The 21,779-nt window shown below is 38.0% G+C and carries 17 protein-coding genes; 7 read left to right on the forward strand and 10 right to left on the reverse strand.

All coding sequences use genetic code 11. The features are described from left to right. Nucleotides 1-174 precede the first annotated feature (174 nt). Both GQR38_RS18885 and GQR38_RS18890 read left to right on the forward strand, forming a co-directional pair. Nucleotides 175-564, forward strand: a complete 390-nt coding sequence (locus GQR38_RS18885; RefSeq protein WP_002962075.1) for a nucleotidyltransferase domain-containing protein — start codon at nucleotides 175-177, stop codon at nucleotides 562-564. Beyond that, nucleotides 557-982, forward strand: a complete 426-nt coding sequence (locus GQR38_RS18890) for a DUF86 domain-containing protein (RefSeq protein ID WP_033037879.1) — start codon at nucleotides 557-559, stop codon at nucleotides 980-982. Before GQR38_RS18885 ends, GQR38_RS18890 begins: the two co-directional genes overlap by 8 nt. Before the next feature lie 175 nt (nucleotides 983-1,157). Here GQR38_RS18890 and GQR38_RS18895 read toward each other — a convergent pair whose 3' ends face one another. The 5 genes from GQR38_RS18895 to GQR38_RS18915 all read right to left on the reverse strand — a co-directional run bounded on the left by GQR38_RS18895 (nucleotide 1,158) and on the right by GQR38_RS18915 (nucleotide 6,261). Further along, entirely contained in the window at nucleotides 1,158-2,252 is a 1,095-nt protein-coding gene (locus GQR38_RS18895) for a Fic family protein (protein WP_165722957.1), read from the reverse strand. 416 nt (nucleotides 2,253-2,668) lie between these two features. Continuing rightward, complete coding sequence (locus GQR38_RS18900; protein ID WP_165722956.1) at nucleotides 2,669-4,057, reverse strand: HipA domain-containing protein; 1,389 nt, start codon at nucleotides 4,055-4,057, stop codon at nucleotides 2,669-2,671. Next, on the reverse strand, nucleotides 4,041-4,367 hold the full coding sequence (locus GQR38_RS18905; protein ID WP_165722955.1) for a helix-turn-helix transcriptional regulator: 327 nt from the start codon (nucleotides 4,365-4,367) through the stop codon (nucleotides 4,041-4,043). Before GQR38_RS18905 ends, GQR38_RS18900 begins: the two co-directional genes overlap by 17 nt. Before the next feature lie 272 nt (nucleotides 4,368-4,639). Further along, nucleotides 4,640-5,773 (reverse strand): DUF1570 domain-containing protein, encoded by a 1,134-nt coding sequence (locus GQR38_RS18910; protein WP_165722954.1) that lies wholly within the window; start codon nucleotides 5,771-5,773, stop codon nucleotides 4,640-4,642. A 2-nt stretch (nucleotides 5,774-5,775) separates the two neighbouring features. Continuing rightward, nucleotides 5,776-6,261: a hypothetical protein gene (locus GQR38_RS18915; protein ID WP_165722953.1), complete on the reverse strand. Its 486-nt coding sequence runs from the start codon at nucleotides 6,259-6,261 to the stop codon at nucleotides 5,776-5,778. Nucleotides 6,262-7,433: 1,172 nt separating this feature from the next. Here GQR38_RS18915 and GQR38_RS18920 point away from each other — a divergent pair. Both GQR38_RS18920 and GQR38_RS18930 read left to right on the forward strand, forming a co-directional pair. After that, on the forward strand, nucleotides 7,434-7,913 hold the full coding sequence (locus GQR38_RS18920) for a PD-(D/E)XK nuclease superfamily protein (RefSeq protein WP_165722952.1): 480 nt from the start codon (nucleotides 7,434-7,436) through the stop codon (nucleotides 7,911-7,913). Nucleotides 7,914-8,432: 519 nt separating this feature from the next. Beyond that, the gene (locus tag GQR38_RS18930) at nucleotides 8,433-11,585 is read left to right on the forward strand and encodes a DEAD/DEAH box helicase (protein ID WP_165722951.1); all 3,153 of its coding nucleotides are present in this window, start codon (nucleotides 8,433-8,435) and stop codon (nucleotides 11,583-11,585) included. Between the two features lie 31 nt (nucleotides 11,586-11,616). On the opposite strand, the gene GQR38_RS18935 is transcribed toward GQR38_RS18930, so the two are convergent. The 5 genes from GQR38_RS18935 to GQR38_RS18955 all read right to left on the reverse strand — a co-directional run bounded on the left by GQR38_RS18935 (nucleotide 11,617) and on the right by GQR38_RS18955 (nucleotide 17,980). After that, nucleotides 11,617-12,729, reverse strand: coding sequence for a hypothetical protein (locus GQR38_RS18935; RefSeq protein ID WP_165722950.1), 1,113 nt, complete (start codon nucleotides 12,727-12,729; stop codon nucleotides 11,617-11,619). Between the two features lies 1 nt (nucleotide 12,730). Further along, entirely contained in the window at nucleotides 12,731-14,317 is a 1,587-nt protein-coding gene (locus tag GQR38_RS18940; RefSeq protein WP_165722949.1) for an AAA family ATPase, read from the reverse strand. 516 nt (nucleotides 14,318-14,833) lie between these two features. Continuing rightward, a complete protein-coding gene (locus GQR38_RS18945) occupies nucleotides 14,834-15,934 on the reverse strand; it encodes an HNH endonuclease (RefSeq protein ID WP_165722948.1) in 1,101 nt (366 codons plus the stop codon). After that, a complete protein-coding gene (locus GQR38_RS18950) occupies nucleotides 15,931-16,527 on the reverse strand; it encodes a class I SAM-dependent methyltransferase (protein ID WP_165722947.1) in 597 nt (198 codons plus the stop codon). The genes GQR38_RS18945 and GQR38_RS18950 overlap by 4 nt, the downstream gene beginning before the upstream one ends. Nucleotides 16,528-16,735: 208 nt before the next feature. Then, nucleotides 16,736-17,980 carry a UPF0149 family protein gene (locus GQR38_RS18955; protein ID WP_165722946.1) on the reverse strand — a complete coding sequence of 415 codons (1,245 nt, stop codon included), beginning with the start codon at nucleotides 17,978-17,980 and terminating at the stop codon, nucleotides 16,736-16,738. Nucleotides 17,981-18,176: 196 nt separating this feature from the next. Here GQR38_RS18955 and GQR38_RS18960 point away from each other — a divergent pair, with 196 nt between their 5' ends. The 3 genes from GQR38_RS18960 (at nucleotide 18,177) to GQR38_RS18970 (ending at nucleotide 21,564) form a co-directional block, all read left to right on the forward strand. Then, nucleotides 18,177-18,917, forward strand: coding sequence for a transporter substrate-binding domain-containing protein (locus tag GQR38_RS18960; protein ID WP_165722945.1), 741 nt, complete (start codon nucleotides 18,177-18,179; stop codon nucleotides 18,915-18,917). A gap of 13 nt (nucleotides 18,918-18,930) precedes the next feature. After that, a complete protein-coding gene (locus GQR38_RS18965; protein ID WP_165722944.1) occupies nucleotides 18,931-19,671 on the forward strand; it encodes a transporter substrate-binding domain-containing protein in 741 nt (246 codons plus the stop codon). A 294-nt stretch (nucleotides 19,672-19,965) separates the two neighbouring features. Next, the gene (locus GQR38_RS18970) at nucleotides 19,966-21,564 is read left to right on the forward strand and encodes an ABC-F family ATPase (RefSeq protein WP_165722943.1); all 1,599 of its coding nucleotides are present in this window, start codon (nucleotides 19,966-19,968) and stop codon (nucleotides 21,562-21,564) included. Nucleotides 21,565-21,779 lie beyond the last annotated feature (215 nt).

Consider the following 21,779-nt stretch of genomic DNA (forward strand, 5'->3'; position numbering starts at 1 on the left):
CTGACTTCGATGTGATAAATGATAGCTAATCATTTATCAATGAGAGATACAAGGCGCAAAGCTTGCTCGCGCGAAAAGCTAAGCTTTTAAATTAAATAAAACAAATATCAGTTTTAATGTTCACTATAAAACTGATAGGTTATTATTACTGTTTTTATCAATGGTTACTTTTTCGTGGCAAATGAAGTTATACAAAAAATAATTGAGTATTTACATCAAAACACCGACATTGATGTAGTTTGGCTATATGGCTCCCATGCAAAAGGGACAGCTCAGCCTCATAGTGACATTGACTTAGCCATAGCATTTAAAAACTTTGATCTGGAATCGTTCGATAAGCGCCTTAGGCCAAAAGAGCTTGAGCTTGAAATAAGTAATGCACTTAATCTTAACGAACAACTTATTTCGATTGTTGATATAAATATTATTCCAAGTTATTTAGCTTTCAACGTTATTGAATATGGAAAAATAATTATAAGCAATAATAGTGTTAGGGCGATGAAAGAGCAGCAGCGTATATATAGCCAGTTCGAATTTGAAACCATAGCGAGTAAACATGACTGATACCGGAATTACACTTTATTTAAGTGAAGTAACACGCCATATTGACGAATATATGCAAGAACTCGACGAACTCAGTCAAATCGATTCACTTAATAGCAGAGACTACCGAGCTGCAGAGCGATTACTACAGTTAATGACCGAGGTGTGTATTGGTTTATCAAAGCATTGGCTTAAGCAGCACAAAAGTAGTACCAGTAGCAACGCCTATCAAACATTTAGCGAACTTACTAATTTAGGCTTTTTGAGCGAGGCAGAACTACTGTCATGGCGTAAAATTATAGGCTTACGAAATGCTCTTGTTCACGATTACTTAAATATTGATCAAAGTATCGTTAAAACAATCATTAAAAAGCAACACTACATAACTATGCACGCATTTAGTATTAAAGCGATTACAGAGCTAAACAAAGATTCATAGGTAAAACCTCACCTACAATAATTAAACCACTGCACTGAACAAAACCGTAGTTGCGATTTTACATCGCGCTTTCGCTTTATAAAAACACCATGCGAGGTATAAAACCTCACCTGTAACAATTTAAAACACCTATTCGCCTCACGTAATGAGGTGAATAATGTGAGTAATTGCCTCATTAGGCAATTTTGTAACGTGTACTACGCCCACCTGCGGCGGTTTTTGTTAAAAATCCAAGCGTTTGCAAGTCCGATAAATGGCGTGTTGCGGTTGCACGGCTAACCTTAGCCACCTTTTGATACTGACTCGCACTAATACCCTGTTCAAATTGGCCATCAAGTAACTTATTAAGCACTTTTACTTGCTGCTCACCTAACTTTGTTTGATCTTTACTTGCCCAGTAATTGGTTTTAAAAATTGTTTGCTCAATATTATTAAGCGTATGGTGTATCGCATTATTAAGCGTACGTAAAAACCATTTAATCCACTTTGTAATACAAAGCTCTCCACGTTGAGTGGCTTCAAGCACCTCGTAGTAGCTTTTTCTGTCTTCTAAAATAGCCACCGACATAGCGTAAAACCGAATTGACTCAGCATGTTCTTGCGCTAATGCCTGGTCGGTTATAAGGCGTGTAATACGCCCATTACCATCCTCAAGTGGATGTATTGTTACAAACCATAAATGTGCGATAGCTGCCCGTATAAAAGGATCTATTTGAGGATCGTTTTGCGTTTTGTTAAACCAGTTAAAAAATAGCGAAAGCTCTTTATTTACTCGCTCTTTAGGAGGCGCCGTAAAATGTAATACCGGTTTATCTAAACGCCCCGACACCACTTGCATTGGCTCGTCACCACGCAATTGCCCTCCCTCAATTTTAGTAAATAAGCTTTGCTCACCTGCAAACAATAAGCGATGCCAATTAAGCACTCGCTCTAAATTAAGCGGTGAGTCTGTGTTATTTATTGCATCAAGCATAATCTCTGCAAGATTATCGCTTTGCACTGTTGTTGGGTAAGGTTGCTCATTAATATTGAGCTTTTTAGCAAGAGAAGAGCGAACCGAAAATGCATTAAGCTTTTCACCCTCAATCGCACTGGAGTGAATAATATTTGCAAGTAAGGTATCAAGGGCTTGCTGCTTTTGTTGAGCACTTTGCACGCCCATACGCCCTACTAATAAACCTTGATTATATGAAAGCTCCCTTAGTAAAGGAGCAAGCGCTGCAGCATCCCACGTAAAGTTTGGCCAGTTTTGCTGTTGCCATATCCACATAGTCTTTAGTCCTAAAGGTAATTAGCTTCAGTCTATGTTATTTATTTGCCTCATGCAATGAGGCGAATAGCAGGGTTAATTGCCTCATTACTTTTAAGCGCTACATAGAACAATAATTCATTTTTCAATGGTAAAAACAATCCATTTATAAGCGAGGTATAAAACCTCACCTACATCATTGCAAACACCACTCTCAACAAAAGCGTAGGTGCGATTTTATATCGCGCTTTGGCTTTTAAATAAGGCCAAGCTCAACACCTGTAGGCGCCCAGCTTGCTCGCGCGAAAAGCGTAGCTTTTAAATTGTAAGCCGGAATTTATCTCGCGCTTTTAATTTTAATTTGCAAATATCGCGTTGATGCTGACAACCAAAATATGAATTACTTACTCAAAATGCATGTATTTATTTTCTAATATTTAAATAAATGCATCCATATTTGGTAGTTGTATTATTTGCTCACTCAGCTTATTTGCAGCTTTATTAATTATTCTTATGCACAAATCAATGTGTGCTAATTCAGCAGTAGACAAGTTATTTTTAACAGCAGAAACTTTAGCCGTATCAATTGCGGCTAATACAGAGTCAACGGTTTGACTCATAAGTAGTTGCATCCGTGGTAGTGAAATAGCAAATTCATCAGCAAAATCAGCTAACATATAAGCTGTAATCTCATTAGTAAAATTGCCTGCACTTTGCGAATTATGCTCACCCACTGACATAGCATAACACCTTGATATTTTGGGCTGTAGATAGCCCATATCACGGTCAATGCTTCCCTGCTCAATAATAGCCTCTATATTTACCAAGTCGTAAAACGGCGTAAGCTCTAAACCATTTTTACCAACAAAAAAACTAATGTTTTTGCCATGAGCATCGTAATTACGTACTAAAATATTAAATGTCATCCAACGAATAAGCTGAGCCTCATACGCTTGTACATTCGTTGTTTTAACATTAAAGAGTTTTGCAAAAGAAACGCCATCTCGAATATAAATACCATCCCCATCATCACCATGCTGACGCTCATATTTATAAGAAGGAGGTAAATTAGTGGCTTGGCAACCATCAATAATATGACGACGTAATACACGGCTTTGATCTTGTGTAACGCGCCTATCAAAGCGATCTATTACAAATACTCTTATATCTGCGTAAGTGCGCAACTCAACATGGGGAACATTGAGCCCCGACTCTTTTGCCAAAAGCATGGTAAAAAGTTCATTTACTGCAATGAAAGGCGCGGTACCTGTTTCAAATTTAAAAATTTTATTAGAACATAGCTCCCCTTCACCAAATCCTAATTTACTATCGATTTCGAGTAGGTTTAGTTTGTCTTGAACGCCAGCAACAGAGAGCCGAGTTCGGCCATCCCAATGAGTAATTGGCTCTCCAACTTGTACAAAGCGTTTAAGTTTTTGGCTTAGCTCGTCACTAGTTACTTCACGAAAAGATGTTTGCTTTAAAGTACTGTTACTTGCTCTAAACGACAAAGCGCCTGACGTTTCCTCGCCAATTACTTTAATCAAACCAAACGTATTATTTTTAGAGATAGTAGTACTACTTATAATCTCATCAAGACCTTTGCCCTCGGGTAATAAGTTTTGTAAATAATTACGCACATCACGTGAGTCAAAATCACCATTGAGCGGTAAGTGTGGTGAAATAGCAAACCCCTTATTAATCCACTCAGACTCATAGGTAAATGCAATATCATTTTCAGAGCCTATATCAAGGGCTATCGCACCTATCTTCTGCGTATGCCCAATAAATACATCCAAGCTGTTTTTTTTAATACCACTGCTCATCGCTCACCTCTTCGTTGTTATTGTGGTGCGACTCGTCATCACTGACAAGGCTAAACGACAACCCCAAGTATTCCATCACTTTGAGTACATTAAAAAACTGCACATTCACATCACCTTTTTCTATTTTTATCAGCGTAGGCTTTGAAATATTAAGTGCTTGCGATACATCAACCAATGTAAGCTTCATGCCTGTTCGCTTTGAAGTAATCGCTTTAGCGAGCCGCACCGATGAAAACGGCTTTGATAGATCAGGCATTTCAGTGCGTTTAACAACTCTTCCAAGTGTTCTTTTTGCTGGTAATTCACTCATTAAAGGTCAACTATAGTTTACTTATACAATTTATTTTAGGGTAGCCTACCCAAAAGTCAAATATAACTTACTTTTAAGTTTGAACGTATATTTACTGCCTATAAGTAAACCTTACTTTACTTATAGGAAGTAAAATAAAACACAACCCCATAAGTAAAGCATAAGTTACTTATGGAAAGTTAATGACATTTTGAGCTTAATAGCCCGCCTAAACACCTGTAGGCACCCAGCTTGCTCGCGCGAAAAGCGTAGCTTTTAAATTTTTACCTTATTTAAAATATATGCGCTTTTAAAGGCTTTTTTAACCGCTGAGAATATTCACGATGAAGATTAGGGAATTGCTTATGCATCATCGTTTTTAATTGCTTTTCAGATAGCTTATTACAGAGGGATTCTTGCTCAGCAAGCATTATATTATTAAGTAACGATCGCCCTGCTTGAGTATCCATTAAAAAGTAAATTGCAGCCCAACTGCTTGCGTACAGCTTACTGGTATCACCTCCTTTCCACGAGTCATCCAAACCCACTAACGAATCAATCGAAAATACACTTTTAGTAATATTGTTATTTTTCGTCCATGAACTATTCGACTCAACAATAGCTGTTTGCATATTACTTTTAGTAAGCTCAAAGTATTCTGCAAATCCCTCATTAAACCATCTCGGGGTGTAGCCTAAGACCGCTTTATTAATGGCGTGCACTGCTTCATGTACCGCAGTTCGCATTGCACTGTGTGCATTATCATAATGAATAAAAGCAGAATTACTCGCGTGAAAATACATACCCGCAGTGTTTGTAGAGTCACCACCGCGTTGCTTAATTGCGGCCTCATAAGCACCGCGCGTAGGCAATACCGTTAAATTCAGCTTTACCTTTTTAAGTGCATGCACGCCAATAATCTGTCCATATACTTTAAATACAGTATTGAGTTTTATGCGTAACTCTTGGTTAAATGACGAAGGTAAATTGGGCGTATTTAAAGAGAGGTCAAAGTAATCTAACGGTTCAATAAAACCTGTATCGTAAGTTGCTACCGCAAAATCCGGTTTTTTATCACTAAAATGCGGAACACCGTCACTGTCTGTCCACGTAAATATATCGCCATTACGTTTATATTTAACCTTACCCAACGACACATCCACGCAGCGCGTATTGTTAGCTTGCGATAAATGATTATCGGCAGATATTGATACATTTTGTAAAGTAGCCGTGCTTACATTTTTGAGCTGTTTAGTCGCTAACGGTTCAGTAGCTAACTGCGACGATAAACTACTATAAATTCGTTTAACTTCACCTATAGGATCGTGATAATTAAATACTCGCCCAGTAAAATGATTAGCAATGAGCGCCGATGCAATTAGCAGCACAAAAAATACAAACACCACGCGCAATTTTGTTTTAAACATCTTTATTGGCGCCCTTGCCACTGTGCTTCAAACAACTCTTTTTGCTGACCCCGATACTCGCTACACCATACAAAGTCGGCCGACTCCATCCCTTTTTTGCGGCAACGTTTAGGCAACTTATAAAACTTTGACCAAGCATCAAGCTTAGCGGCATCTTTATAGCTATCGCTGTGCAAAGACATGTTTGATACTTTTTGATTGAGTAACCAATTGCTATTAGGCGTACGAGTTGAGGTAGAAGAAGTAGCCTGATAAGCGCTACCACTCTTTTTAGGCTTACTGCAGTGGTTAGCAAGTAAGGTAAATAGCGCTTTATCGCGTGCAGTTAAACGCTCACCTTCTTTATTACTGTAGCCACGTCTAAATTGAGAGCGAATAGCTTCGCGCTGCTTTTTAATGCTATCGCACTGGGCTTGTGTGTAAGCCTCACCAGCTTGAGGAAAAGTTGTAAATACGCTAATAAATACCAGTAAAATCCATTTAATCATTATTCATTCCCTGAATTAAAGCTTTAAAAGAGTGTACCTATAAATGTGAAAAAACACATCAACATTACTAAACCAAAAAGTAAAAATTAAAGCTATGGGTGGGAGTTCACCTTGTGTCTTAGTTTTTACAAAGCACCCGCGAGGTATAAAACCTCACCTACAATAATTAAACCACCGCACTCAACAAAAGCGTAGGTGCGATTTTACATCGCGCTTTCTCTTTAATAACTAGCTCATTACCTCAATCAACAAGCAAAGCTCACCTAAACACCTGTAGGCGCCCAGCTTGCTCGCGCGAAAAGCGAAGCTTTTAAAATAATTTACTTATATCGCGTTGGCGATGGCAACCAAGGGGCGGATACCGCCGACCGCCCCTTGGAACCCCACGGCACCCCTCAATTTCACTTATCCTTAAACAAATAATTAATATGAACGTAAACGCGATGAACGCACAACTTTCACATCCCTGTACGCTGCCCAGTTCGGGTATCCCTACCCTCTCGTTCAAAACTACGTTTTTCACCCATTTGCAAGCATCGCTTTACTCGCATCCATGCGAGGTAATTACTCATTAATTATGTGTTCTAAGGTGAAGTTGAAGGGGGAGTTATCTTAGCAGCTGCCTTAAAATTTGCTGTAGGCGCAAAGCTTGCTTGCGCGAAAAGCGAAGCTTTTAAATTGAATTTACTTAATATCGCATTTGCGATGGCAACCAAAGGGCGATCTTCTTCAAATAAGCTCTGCTGCTAATAATTCATCCCTGAAGCCGTGTCCCTGTCAGCATCCATGCTTCCACTTCCTCAAGCTGCAAAGCTACGCTTTGGTCATTCGTCACCCACTGCGCCCCGAGGATCACATTATTTCCTCAATTTAAATTAATGATATGAACGTAACCAGCCTAGATAGGCCATCCTTGGCCAAGCTACGCTTTTAACAGCATCCATGCTGTTAATTACCCATCATTAATTAAATTTTGGATGTGATCACGGGGGGAAGCCTTGGCTAATGCCTTTAAATTCGCTTTGGTTACTAAGATTTTTAGATTATGTCTGCAACTAAATTTTATATCCTAATTATAGATAGATGCCGGATTAGTTATTTTGAACAAGTTCCACTTTTATTCGTACCTCTTTTTTAGTATGTTATTCATTCAATCTAAAGGAATAAGATGCATGGATGATCAATTACCACTGTTTGATGAACTACTCGATAAAAATGAGCAAATTGGCTCTCCTCAGGAATCAAATAGGAAATTCTGTACGGAACTTGAAGAAGAACTAACTTCTATTGGTTATATGGAATGTAATAGTACGTCACCTAATCCACAAAAGTACTTAAGACGCTCTGTCTATAGAGATATGTACGGTGGCACTCGTCGTAGTACATTTTTAATTAATCACAAGACTAAGGGGTTACTAAGAGTTGAAGCTCACCGCCAAGTTCAAAGTGGCTCAGTAGATCAGAAGTTTCCATTTTTTTATGAATCATTAACTCATGCACCAGAAAATACCGTGATCATAGTTTTTGACGGTAAAGGATATAAAAAGGAAGCATTTTCTTGGCTGTTAGAACAAACTCGAAACAATACTACGAAAGTATTTAAAGTATTTGCTTCTAAGAATGAATTTCTTACCTATTTAACTGATCGCTAACTAATAAGCTTAAATCATAGAGCAAATAGATAAAGAAGCTAGAGCTGCTCGTATTAATCATTAATAAGGAAATATATGTATTATTCAATTGGCGTTACATTAATTATTGCAGGTATTATTTTAAAAATATATTTCAGTAAAAGTTCATTCGAAAGGCGTAATAGTGCTGGTATAGAAGAGTTCTCTAGCTATTGGATTATGAAATTAATCCGCTTGTTAGAACACCTAACAACAATAGCTATTATTATTGGTGTTTTCTTCATTCTCGGAGGTGACTCCCAGTAGTATATTAGTGATATATCAGTTCAATGGACTGAGATCGCTGATAACTCTTTGATCCCTTGACTACTCATTGATGATCACACTATTCACTCAAGTTTAATTTATGATAAAAAATTGCGTGTTAGCTAATACTTAACTCACACGTTTGTACTTAATTACTAGTAACTTAGTCGATTAATACTTGTAGCTGTACCGCATTTAAGTAAACTAACCACTCGCAAACAGGGAGTGGTTTTAATGCAGCAAATTGGTATTTATGAGCAGTTAATTACGCAAGTAATTGAGCAAAACTTAAATCGTGATCAATTTTATGTTGGCGAGCGCCAGCTTGAAACGGCTGAAGCCGCAACATGGCTTTCACGCTTTTTAGGTAAGCTTGTTGAGCATGCAATAAATGCCATTCCTAACTCAAACGAGCGCCTACAAGAACAAATTAGCCTAGCTAATAGCCTTGTACTTTGGCTTAAAGATCATATTCGCGATGACGCATTAATCAACGAAAACCTTATCGACAGCCAAGGCCGAATACTTACCGCGCTGTTTAATACTCAAAACCCGATTGCGGCCAACCTTAAAGATTACTCAAGCGATATATTTCCATTTACAGGGCTTACACAAAGTGAATTATTTAGCGGTGCTAATGCAGGTATATCGCTCGAAACCGAGCTAAAGCGCGAGATTAAATCGTCCGACACTATTTACTGGCTGGTCTCATTTATAAAATGGACGGGGCTACGCATTTTTAAAAATGAGCTTGAAGCGTTTACCAAAAGCGGCAATAAGCTCAAAGTTATTACTACTTCTTACATGGGCGCAACGGATGCTAAAGCGGTTGAGTTTTTAGCAAACCTACCAAATACCGAAGTAAAGCTAAGTTATAACAATCAGCAAGAACGCCTACACGCTAAATCTTACTTATTTATGCGCAATACGGGTTTTCATACAGGCTATATTGGCTCGTCTAACTTATCGCATTCGGCGCTTACCAGCGGCCTTGAATGGAACTTAAAAATTACCGCACAAGAAATTCCGCATATAATAGCTAAAACCAAAAGTACGTTTGAAACCTACTGGGAATCAAAAGACTTCGAGCTATTTACAGGCGCTGTTGAGTGTAAGGAAAGGCTCATTAATTCACTTAACGAGCAACGCGGTGTTGGGCAATCAAGCAGTCAGTTTTATTTTGATATAACACCAAAAACGCATCAGCTCGCTATTTTAGAAAAGCTAAGTGCTGAGCGCAGCGTACATAATCGTTTTAAAAACTTAGTGGTTGCTGCAACCGGCACAGGCAAAACAATAATATCGGCGTTCGACTTTAAAACTGTTTACGATAAAAACCCAAACGCACACTTTTTGTTTGTAGCCCACCGTGAAGAAATACTAAAACAAGCACAAAGCGCTTACCGTGGTGTGCTTAAAAATAACGACTTTGGCGAGCTGTGGGTAGGTAACTACAAACCACAACGCTATAACCAATTATTTGCATCCATCCAAACGCTTAATAGCCAAATTGAATCGCTCAATTTAACCAATGATTACTACGACTACATAGTAATAGACGAAGTACATCACGTAAGCGCTGCCAGTTATCGCACTATTTTAAGTTACTTTACACCCACAATATTACTTGGCTTAACCGCTACACCAGAGCGACAAGATGGCGCAAATATACTCGATGATTTTTGCGGGGTAATAGCCGCTGAAATTCGCTTACCAGAGGCTATAAATCAACGCCATTTATGCCCATTTCAATACTTTGGACTAGATGACGATACCGACCTAAGCCAAATAACATGGCGAGGCGGCCGTTACGATATAAGCGAGCTAAGTAACCTTTATACAGGCGAGAACAGCCGCGCTAACAAAATTATATCCAGCCTTGCTGATATCGTAACCAATGTTCACGCTATTAAAGCACTCGCGTTTTGCGTAAGCCAAAAACACGCAGAATTTATGGCTAAAAAGTTTAGCTTAGCAGGCATAAACGCCGATGTGCTGACCAGTAAAAACACCAATGAGCGCGCGGCCAAACAGCAAGCACTACGCCAAGGCGAAATACAAATACTTTGCGTGGTTGATATTTTTAACGAAGGTGTCGATATTCCAGAGGTCGATACTCTGTTATTTTTACGCCCGACTGAAAGCCTAACGCTGTTTTTACAGCAACTCGGCCGAGGTTTACGCCTACCCGATAACAGCCAAAAGCAGTGCTGTACCGTACTCGACTTTGTAGGCAATGCCCGCCCAGAATACGACTTTGCTAGTAAATTTCGCGCACTTATTGGTAAAAGTAACCAGCCAATAAAAACCGAGATTGAAAACAACTTCCCGCATTTACCGCTGGGTTGCCGTATTGAGCTACAAAAGCGCACACAACAAACAATATTAAAAAATATTCAGCAAGCTATAAACTCTAAACGCCGTTTACAGCAGCTTATAAATAGCTATTCGCAACACACTAATGACGCGCTTACACTAAGTAACTTTTTACGTATAAACCCGCAAGTTACGCTTGAAGATATATACAAACCAAAAGATAAAAAGCTCGGCGGCTGGCAATGGTTAAAAGGTGATGAAATACCCGCAGACCAAGCCGATGTCTACGCCGCGTATTACCGCGCAATCAACACTCAATTACTCGGCTGCGACTCGCTCAGCTACTTATGCTTTTTACGTGATTTATGTAACAACGACTTTAGTTTTACGCCAACATCACAAAACCAACAGTACGCGCTTATGGCGCATTACAATTTTTGGGATAGCACTGGTAAAAGCTTGGGGTTTAAAACGCTTGAACAAAGCTTACAAGCGCTTAAACACAAAGAGCTACAGCACGAACTTGCTCAAGTAATTACGCTATTAATAAACCGTATTCACCAGCAAGAAAGCTATTTAGCGAGCCTGCCAAATCACGCCATAAAATTACACAGCCGCTACACTCGCCAGCAAATACTAGCAGCTTTTGGCGCGCACGCGTTTGATAAAAAATCGACCGCCCGCGAAGGTGTTTTAGAATTTAAAAACCAAAACCTAGAGCTGTTATTTGTAACACTTAATAAGTGTGAAAAAACCTATTCACCCACCACGTTGTATCACGACTACGCAATCAGCCCTACTTTGTTCCATTGGCAAACGCAAAACAGCGCCCGCCCAGAACACGGCCGTGGCCTTAGTTATATTCAGCATCAACAAACAGGCAAAACCATCCTGTTATTTGTGCGCGAACAAGGCAAAGATCAAAACGGCAGAACTATGGGATTTGTAAACTACGGCGAAGTAAAATACCAAAGCCATGATGGCAGCCAACCGATGAATATAACGTGGGAGTTAACCCAACCCATGCCAAGTGAAATGTGGCATGGGGCGGGAAAATTAGCGGTTGGGTGATTCACGACCTCAGAGGTTCGCTGTAGGCAACTTAAGTTGTCCTAATTGTCTTAGTGTTTGGTGCACAGCCCCAACTCACTAGAGACAGCCCTAAATTTGACCATGTCTCTCTTAGATTATCTTCAATTTTATTATTTAAGTGTATTAGGTTTTCACTTTTTAAATAGTTGTTAAACTGTTGAAGTAAATTACTTCCAAAACCATCAATTTTTGGGCAAGAGTTACAACCGAAGCATTCCTTCTCAATAAAGCAATCTTTAGTGTTAAATTTATTATATTTTTCAAGCATAGGTAGCCAAAAATCACCATATTTCTTATCGAGCGCAATTGCTTGTTGTAAACTCAACCCATCTTTATGATCAAAATGAGAGCGGAAATTTTTCTTTTTGGTAAAGAAGGGCTTGAGTTCGTCGAATGTATCAACGAAAGCATCAGAAGTGTTGGGTACTTTACACAATTCTTCTAAATACTTTAAAGGAATTATGTTTTCAATTTCTCTTTGATTCAAAACTATTGCCAATTTGCTTTTACTTAATTTTCTGTCAGCAGTAGTGAAAGAACTTGATGTTGAGCCTTCTCCTTTTTTAGGATGGGCTTTATCATTATCTACAATGCATAATACAAATGGATTATGCTCACTACAGGTATCGAATTGCTCTTTGCTATGGCTTCCAGCACCAAGGATGTTATTAAATTTCACAGCAATTTTTGAAGCAAAATTTGCTTTTAAATAGGCTTCAGCTGCAAAGCTAAATAACTCATAATCCCTTGCATTCTCTGTAATTAATAAAACTGGCTCAGCATGCCTAGGGGCTGCTATCTCCTTATAAGATAGCCTGGGAATTAGTTTCCCACTTTCATTTTGTAATATGCTTTTCTCAATATGAAAATCAATAATACAATAAAGCTCTAAAGTATCTTTTAGCTGCTTATTTTCTGAGCGGCACTCTAATATATCAAATGCAGCCTTTTTATCGGAATGTGAATAATGACTAGAGTTTACTATAGAGTTCATTACTTTTTTTGAGCCAATTACAATATTATTTTTTTCTGAATGACTTTCTAATAGCTTTTGTAACGACTTCATTTTTAATGGTGATTCTAAGTAATCATTCGGTACGCAGTTCTCAATAAATATCAACATATTACCTACCGTAAAAAAAGCCAATAGGCCAATTATTTAGGTCACCATCGTTATCGAAAGTGGCAAAATTAACTTTAGTTGAACTAGTTTTTATGTCTTTTTCAAACAACACTATATTGACATCATCATTAGCTATAATATTTTCATCTATACAGTCGCCAATAGTATCCACCATTGTTTTACTATGTGTTTCAAAGATTATGTTTAGATGTATGTTATTTAGTTCAGCTACTTTAATCACTCTTGCGAACACAGTAGCGAGTTTAGATTGATATTCAGGATGTAGATGTAACTCTGGTTGCTCAATTGCAAATATTAATTGCTTTTTACTAGTATCTCGTCGATGTAAATCATCAGGAAATTTATTACTAATTTCAATCCAAATAGAAGTAACAATCGGTAATATTTGAGAAAAACCAAATCCCATATCGTTAATATTGTATTCCTTTTGATCTTCATCTGTTTGTATTTTTAAAGCATAATGTAATCCATCTTCTTCAACACGAACTTTAAAACCAAAGTTTTCCTTAGTCCAACGAGTAAACTCTCCAGTATGTTTAACGCTTAGAGATCTCAATAACATAGCTAAGTTTGAACCTGTATGATCTATCTCTTTAACTTGGAGGTCTTGATGACGATAATATCTCTCAGCCGTAGCTCGTAAGGGAGCGATATACCTTATATTTTTTAAAGTTTTCTCCATGTCCTTGTTAATTACTCTAATTACACGAGCCAAACTTTTATGGATACATAGAGAGTAAATTTCTTTTAAAAATACCTCATTACAACTTTCTATTTTTTTCATAAAAACTTTTTGATCTGAAAATATTTTTTTCAAAAATCTTTTTGTATCTACTTCGTATATTAAATCTAATTTTGAGGTCCCTTTCTTTATCTTTTCTTGTCCTGTTCCTGCACTAAATATTTCTTTTAACTTATTATCGAGTTGCTCTGAAAAAAATCTTTCTAGGTAATTAGGATCCCAAAGTTTTACTTTTTCTATTTTATCTCCTGACTTTCTTTGTCTTAAATTAACCCCACCAATTTGTGGAAGAAATTGATCATTTTCTATATAAACAATATTATCTAAATCTTCATATTCATATCCATCAATAATTAAACGACATTTACCACTGCTATCAAATAACATTTTGTACTCAATATCATCGATATATATTTTTAAGCTTTTTAAAACTGTTTTTTTATCAACTTCCCCCACACCAAGCTCTATTCTTGTTTGTAATTTTTCGCGAAGAAACCGGCCTCTATCCCATGGAAACAAAAAGATATCATTAAGGTCTTTGTAATTTATATCAAGATCAAAGTCGATGTATACTTCGTTACTCTCACTTTCGAACTTTTTTACTTCAGAAAATGCTCCAAAATCTATATAAGATCCATACCATAATAAAGGACCTGTAGTTTTAACCTCAATTGATTGTCGTAGTAAGGGTAGTGATCTTAAAAAAGTGCTTTTTCCACTACTATTTTTTCCAACAAATATAGTAAGTGGTTTTAGATTAATAAATGGATTTTCTTGATCATCAGAAAAGCTCCTGAAATTTCTCAGTCGTAATGAATTTAGCACTTTCTTTCCTCGTTATATTATTGTGTTTTATAAACTATATTCTTATCGTTAATCCTAGAAGACTCCCGCCCTTATAAATAAACACCAATCCATCAACACACGCCAATTCCCCGTGATCACACCTGAAACTTAGTTAATGATGAGTAATTTACAGCATGGATGCTGTACAAAGCGTAGCTTGGCCATGGATGGCCTATCCACGCTGGTTACGTTCACATCATTAACGTAAGTTGAAGATAAAGTGTGATCCTCGGGTGCGCCGTGGGATTCCAAAGGGCGGTCGGCGGCAGCCGCCCTTTGGTTGCCATCGCCAACGCGATATAACCTCGAATAAAGGTTTTTAAATATCTAAATCCATACGCCAAAACACCAATTTATGAGCGCGATGTAAAATCACACCTACACATTAATTACACCGAAATTTAAAAGCTTCGCTTTTCGCGCGAGCAAGCTCTGCGCCTACAAGTTAAAGCGCGAGATAAACCCACACCTACAGCACGAACTACAAATTCTGTATTACACGTCATACCTTGGCTTTTCTTCCGCTACTAAATCCAGCCCTGCACTTGGTTGCTGATATTTAAAACCAGCCGCTTCTTCAAAATAACCTTTCTTTACCCATAATTTTGCACTGTTAACCTGCGCTACCTGATATGCCCAATTACTTACTGCAAGTGACTTATCTGAATCACAATTAAAGTAATTACTAAGTTCACTTGTTAAATGCTGGCTATTAATCACTAAATTTTGTTCTTGCCAACGTTCGCGGTGAAGTTGCGCTGCTAAAAAGTCACTTTTACTGTTATTACAGGTGCTATGTGCTGCCACAAAGTTATGACCTAAATCATTTGCGTAACGAGCAAACGGTATAAAGTGATCAACCTCGGTTTTACTGTTCAACGGTTTTTGGCAATAAAAACAATTGCCGTGCTGAAGCTCTATCAACACAGGCTTTGCCTTACTCAGTGCATTGCGATCAAAGCCGAATAAAAAATCATGTAGTTGGCTTTGTGGGCCAATTAAGGCTTGGTTATGCTTAATACTTTGAATTTTTTGCAGCCATGCATTTTTTGCTAAATAAACAACTAGGTCGTAAAAACGCCTAAAGCAGCCTGCAATACCTTCATTTAAAGTAATGTATGATTGGCCTTTAATATGGGGATACAAGAAACACTCTTCTTTGCCATTTAATTTTTGTAAGAGCCATAGCGGGCCGTCTTTAATGGTTTTTAGTGTTGAGCTACGTATATTTTTCCAACCTTGGCTCTTTTTTAATTGGCTAATTGAATTAATATTATTTAATTTTGCATCATGAAGCGTGGTTATAATTTTGGCTTGTTTATTAGAGTTGGTATTTTGTAAAAGTAGTTGCTCTCTATTATTACCAATTGCACCAAATGGCGATGCTTGGTGCCAATATAAAGTAATAAATTTATCGACTAATTCATCAAATTTTATTTGTAACTGTGCTTGCGGATCGGCGTGATGTTTTTCGATACTAATATCAGCCAGTGCATGTAAAAGTGCAAACTTATAAGTAGCACTAAAATCACCTTCAACTAATAAGCGCTGAATGTAAGCAATAAAGTCGAGCTGTTGCTGCATTGATCCAATCATAAAACGTGTACTACTTTTATAAGCGCATTTAGCCACACTTCACTTTCGCGATCTGGGCGCTGATCAACGCTTTGCCATTGTTTAATAGCTTTTAACTGCGTATGGCTAAGTAAATGCGTTAAAGCATTTTCGTTTAAATCGGTAAATTCACGACCATTATGCACACGCTCTGTATCGCCATATTTAAACGATACATACAAAACACCATTCGGTTTGAGCGCATTTCGTAGGTTTAAAAATACCTGCGGTAACTCAGCTTTTGGAACGTGTAATAAACTAGCGCAGCACCAAATACCGTCGTATTGATTTACACTATTTAGCTCTTGGAATGTTTTAACCGCTACAGGTTGTTGTAAGTAACTGCTTGCCAACTCTGCCAGCTCTGGGCTTGCATCAAACGCACTTACAGTAAAACCCTGCGCTTTGAAAAATGCGGCATCGCGCGCGCTGCCACAACCGGCATCTAAAATACGTCCATGTTGTGCAACGTGCGGTAAAAACTCAGCGTAAAGCGCCGACATATCAACGTTAAGTGTTGAGTCGCTAAAGGCTTTGGCATTTTGGTTGTAATAAGTAAGTGTGGTGTTTGACACGAGACTTACCGCTCCTTGGCTAATCGTTTAACAGCTAAGACACTGTTAATACTGCATTCATTATTTGTTTAATCTACAGGAACAAGCGCATTAAATATAGGCTTAATAAGTAGAAATTTTTAAATTAATACGCCGTTGTTATTAAGTGCTTATGTTGAGCACTGAGCGCGACATAAATCACGCTTAGCACTTTTTACGCGAATTGTTATTACTTTTTTCTCAACCAAAAAAGGCTCGCAGGCACCGAAATCCACGCTTGTTTACCTAACGAATCAAGATAAACACCTACCTCTTCTTTACTGCCTGGGCTGAAATATGGCGGCTGTTGTTCTTTTAGTTTTTCTTGGCCGGTGAGTATTTTGGTAAAGTGTTTATTTTGCTGCTGGAGCATTTTTTTGTAATCGTTAGCTGGTTTTGAATCACCATGCTTTACAAAAGTACTTAGCGCTCGGCTGGCTGTTGCATGTAGTTCTTGAAAATCAAAGTCGGCCAATAGAGCGTCTAGCTTATCCCATTGTTTATTAATGATTAGGCAGTTCATTAATAAAAAGCGGTTTGCTTGATTGTCGTTTGGGTTTAGCTTTAATAACTCTTCGAGTTCTGATTGCGCTTTTTGGGTATAACCATGCAGTGCATGTATTTTTGCTCGATGCGCGCGAAGCATCATATAAGGTCGGGTTTCGTGCAAGCCCCAAAAGTACCCGGTGTTGTCTTTAATAAATTGCTTTGTTATGAGCCCACTTTCCATTATTTCTAAAAGCATTTGCATTGGTTCAAGTGCTTTTAGCTCTGTATCGGCAAGTACCAGTTCAAGTAATTCATCAAGCTCATCTAATTCATTTGGTTCTTCGTCTAAAAAGGTGCTGTTAAATTCGGCCTCATCTTCATCACTTAAAGTTAGGTCGTTACTAAAGCGAAGCTCAAAAATAGCGTCGGCCATGTAATAAACATAATTACGTTTGTATTCTTGAGCATTGTATTGGGCAAATTCACCAAATACTTTTGCCGCTGCTTTTTCGCTAGTAAAAGCTTTTAAAACGCCACTTAGGCTATCAACAGCCTGTTTTTGTAGTGCATTAAGTGCACGTTTATTTACGTGTTTAAGCGCCTGTAAAACCCCTTTACAGTAATTTGGTAGGGGCATATTCGGCTTTAGTGACTCACGGTAGTCTTGTTTAGATAGGCTGCATTTTGCTGGCATTTTTAATTCGTTTTGAATTATTTTATCCATGCTTTGGTTATACAGAGCCATTAAGCTTTCGAGGTATTTTAGCTCAGTCTCGTTTTGAATATTAAACTCTCCAAATAGATCTGGGTGCCACTCACTGGGAACAAGTAGTTGAGGTAATACACCTAATCCCATTAAGTAGCCTTGGATAAAGTAATAATCTGGTTTTTTAGTGCTTAATTCACTGAGTTTTATAACATCACTGCGTATTTTGGCTGGTGACATAACGTGCCCTGCTATGTATAAATTTATTATTAGTGTACCCATAGATAAAGCTACCAACAACGCTAGTTTAGTTGTTTTATCCTAAAAATGAATTTTTAACGGAATATTTACAAATTTAACAAGCCCGCGCCGCTAAAATACAAAAGCTGGTTTATACTGTTGTAATAATAAGCAAAAATAATAACTATGAGGCGCAATGAATAAATTAATTACTGTATTTTTATGTTTGCTGTTTACGGCTCCATTTAATGTATTTGCTTGTGAGAGAACCTTTAGCGTGGCATCGCACGATGCTTTTTGGCCGCCTTATGTAATGGGCATTAACGGTAAGCTGCAAGGCTTGGAGGTTGATGCGCTTAACATTATATTTGCTGACTCCCCTTTTTGTTTTGAAGTTAAGTTACTGCCAAATTCTAAGCGGGCTTTTATTGAGCTTAAATACGGCCGTATTGATTTAGGATGGGCTGCAAGTTATACAGACGAGCGCGCTAAATATGTGCACTTTAGTGATAACTACCGAACTGAGGTTATGCGCTTATACGAAAACAAAAATAATCAGCATAGTGTTAAAAACCTCGAAGACATTTTTAAACAAGGCTTTATTGTTGGCGCTAACTTAGGAAGCTATTACGGCGAGAAGTTTGAGCAATATAAAACTAAATATAAAAAGCAGATTGAATACACCAGTGCAACCAGTAAACGCTTTGAAATGCTTAATAAACAACGTATTGATTTTGCTATTGAAGACGAGTTAGTGGGGGCTTATTTTGGCAAAAAAGGCTCAAATATAAAATTAGTAACCAATATTGAGCATGTAAATAAAGACGATATTTATTTAATGTTTAGCAAACAAACGGTGTCGGTTACTGAGCTTGCGGTAATTAATGAATATATAAACAAAAATAAAACAGCACTTAAAGCGTTGTTTGAACACTAATTTAAGGAGTGTAATGAAAACTTTATTTTTAGCATTTACTACACTGCTATTTACTCACTTTAATGCCCTTGCGTGTTCAAAAACATTAGTAATGGGCACTAACGAAACCAATTGGCCGCCTTATCTTGTTAAACAAGGTGATACATTTTTAGGCACAGAAGTGGATGCTGTAAACGCTATTTTTAAAGATTCAAAATTTTGTATTAAATGGACTTATTTTCCGAGTTTTTCGCGTGTTCAAGCTGAGCTTAAAAATGGCCGAGTAGATATGACCTACGCGGCAAGTTATACAAAAAAACGCGCTCAATATGCGCACTTTAGTTTGCCCTACCGCGAAGAAGTTATGCATCTTTATAAACATAAAGACTCGCCTGATGTGACAAGCTTACCTGAGCTTTTTAGTAAGGAGTTTACAGCTGGTATTAACCGAGGAAGCTTTTTTGGTAACGAGCTTGAACAACTAAAAACTAAGTATTCAACACAGGTAGTGCTTACTGCTCAAGCAAATAATCGATTTAGCATGTTAGATAAAAAACGAATCGACTATGTTATTGAAGACTCAGTGGTTGCGCAGTACTTTGTAAAAAAACACCCCTCAATTACGCAGGTAAAGTCTATTACACCGATTAACGTTAACAATGTGCATTTTATGCTAAGCAAGGAGTCGCTAACACTTGATGACGTGGCGACCATTAATCAATTAATTACTAAAAATGCGGCTGCTATAAAGTTAATTTATCAACCTGTGCATTAAAGCATGGGCAATAACTTAGCTCTTTAGCTGCAACACTTCTTTAATATTGCCTGGCGTTAGTAATTATTTACATTGTGGCTGTAAGCACATTCAACACTACATACGCTAAAAATAGTGGCTTAAAAACGAGAATTGCCGTTATTTTCGCTTGGTTATAAATTAGCTGCCTTTTATCTTTCATTAGTTGTGGCTGATCTGTATAATTCGCCAGCTAATTTACCCTATTGTCTGGTTCTTGTTTGTGGCGTGTTGCTGCAGCGTACTCCTGTCAGTACTAATCTAGGATTACCCTTTTTGATCTCCACCGCAAATATTACGATGCAGTTTGGCGCAGAGCCGTTGTTTGAAAACATTTCAGCTAAATTTGGTAACGGTAACCGTTACGGTTTAATTGGCGCTAACGGCTGCGGCAAGTCGACTTTCATGAAAATTTTAAGCGGTGCGCTTGTTCCAAGTGCGGGTAATGTATCTATTACTCCAGGGTTAAAAGTAGGTAACCTAAGCCAAGACCAGTTTGCTTTTGAGCAATACAGCGTTGTAGACGCGGTAATTATGGGCGACGTGGAGCTTTGGAAAGTAAAGCAAGAGCGCGAACGTATTTACTCGTTACCAGAAATGAGCGAAGACGACGGCATGAAAGTAGCCGATCTTGAAAGCGTATTTGCTGAAATGGACGGTTACACGGCAGAGAGCCGCGCTGAAGAAATTTTGCTTGAAGCGGGTATCGATAAAGAATTTCATTACGGGTTAATGGCAAACGTTGCTCCAGGTTGGAAACTACGTGTGCTTTTAGCACAAGCGTTATTTGCAAATCCTGACATTTTGCTACTGGATGAGCCTACCAATAACTTGGATATTCATACAATTACGTGGCTTGCAAACGAGCTTAACAAACGTAAATGTACGATGATTATTATTTCCCATGACCGTCACTTTTTAAACTCGGTATGTACACACATGGCCGACATTGATTACGGCGAGCTGCGTATTTACCCTGGTAACTACGAGAAGTTTTTAGATGCTGCGGGCCTACAACGCGAGCAACTTTTAGCTGAAAATGCTAAAAAGAGCGCTGAGATTGACGAGCTACAAGACTTTGTTAACCGTTTTGGTGCTAACGCTTCAAAAGCTAAGCAAGCGAGTTCGCGTGCTAAAAAAATGGATAAAATTAAGCTTGATGAAGTTAAATCTTCAAGCCGTATGAGCCCATCACTTTCGTTTGACGAAGGTAAAAAAATGTATCGTCAAGCGCTTGAAGTTAATAAGCTTGGCCATGGTTTTGATGGCGAAACGTTATTTACTGGTGGCGACTTACTACTAGAAGCTGGCGCTAAGCTTGCTGTAATTGGCGAAAATGGTGTGGGTAAAACTACATTTTTACGCTGTTTAGTAGATGAGCTTAAAAGTAATGAAGGCGAAATTAAATGGTCTGAAAATGCGACCTTTGGCTATTGCCCGCAAGACAGCACTAAAGATTTTGAAAACGATTTAACGTTGTTTGATTGGATGTCGCAATGGCGTACAGCTAAGCACAACGATTTAATGGTTCGTGGCATGTTAGGCCGTTTGTTGTTTACAGCAGACGATTCAAACAAAAAAGCGCGTAACTGTTCTGGTGGTGAAAAAAACCGCCTGTTATTTGGTAAGTTAATGATGCAAGACGTTAATGTGCTTGTTATGGACGAACCAACTAACCACATGGATATGGAAGCCATTGAAGCGCTTAACAATGCGCTTAAAGACTTTGAAGGTACGCTTATTTTTGTAAGCCATGACCGCGAGTTTGTATCGTCATTAGCTACGCGTATCATTGATATTAAAGATAAAAAAGTAATCGACTTCCAAGGTACGTTTGACGAATACCTAGCAAGTTGTGAAGAGAAAAAAGCGTAAACTTTTTCTAATTGCTTATAAAAACGGTGCTAAATTTAGCGCCGTTTTTTTATGTGTGGAATTTGAGTTTAACTATAAAATTAATTAATAAAGGCTTAAATAAATAATTCACTAAGAGGTTAAGAGACGCTACGCTTTTAGAGTCAGTGATAAAATACTCGTTTCTGGCTTGGTTCTTCTCATTTACTCCTCTTTGGCTTCTCCTAGTGCAATAG

The organism is Pseudoalteromonas sp. c7(2019) (assembly GCF_011378625.1).
Taxonomy (GTDB): Bacteria; Pseudomonadota; Gammaproteobacteria; order Enterobacterales; family Alteromonadaceae; genus Pseudoalteromonas; species Pseudoalteromonas arctica.

Bases quoted from the DNA above. Each gene is read 5' to 3' on its own strand.
- GQR38_RS18935 (WP_165722950.1), bottom strand. From the start codon at position 12,729: ATGTTGATATTTATTGAGAACTGCGTACCGAATGATTACTTAGAATCA.
- GQR38_RS18945 (WP_165722948.1), bottom strand. From the start codon at position 15,934: ATGATTGGATCAATGCAGCAACAGCTCGACTTTATTGCTTACATTCAG.
- GQR38_RS18930 (WP_165722951.1), top strand. From the start codon at position 8,433: ATGCAGCAAATTGGTATTTATGAGCAGTTAATTACGCAAGTAATTGAG.
- GQR38_RS18890 (WP_033037879.1), top strand. From the start codon at position 557: ATGACTGATACCGGAATTACACTTTATTTAAGTGAAGTAACACGCCAT.
- GQR38_RS18910 (WP_165722954.1), bottom strand. From the start codon at position 5,773: ATGTTTAAAACAAAATTGCGCGTGGTGTTTGTATTTTTTGTGCTGCTA.
- GQR38_RS18955 (WP_165722946.1), bottom strand. From the start codon at position 17,980: ATGTCACCAGCCAAAATACGCAGTGATGTTATAAAACTCAGTGAATTA.
- GQR38_RS18905 (WP_165722955.1), bottom strand. From the start codon at position 4,367: ATGAGTGAATTACCAGCAAAAAGAACACTTGGAAGAGTTGTTAAACGC.
- GQR38_RS18960 (WP_165722945.1), top strand. From the start codon at position 18,177: ATGAATAAATTAATTACTGTATTTTTATGTTTGCTGTTTACGGCTCCA.
- GQR38_RS18915 (WP_165722953.1), bottom strand. From the start codon at position 6,261: ATGATTAAATGGATTTTACTGGTATTTATTAGCGTATTTACAACTTTT.
- GQR38_RS18895 (WP_165722957.1), bottom strand. From the start codon at position 2,252: ATGTGGATATGGCAACAGCAAAACTGGCCAAACTTTACGTGGGATGCT.
- GQR38_RS18965 (WP_165722944.1), top strand. From the start codon at position 18,931: ATGAAAACTTTATTTTTAGCATTTACTACACTGCTATTTACTCACTTT.
- GQR38_RS18900 (WP_165722956.1), bottom strand. From the start codon at position 4,057: ATGAGCAGTGGTATTAAAAAAAACAGCTTGGATGTATTTATTGGGCAT.
- GQR38_RS18920 (WP_165722952.1), top strand. From the start codon at position 7,434: ATGGATGATCAATTACCACTGTTTGATGAACTACTCGATAAAAATGAG.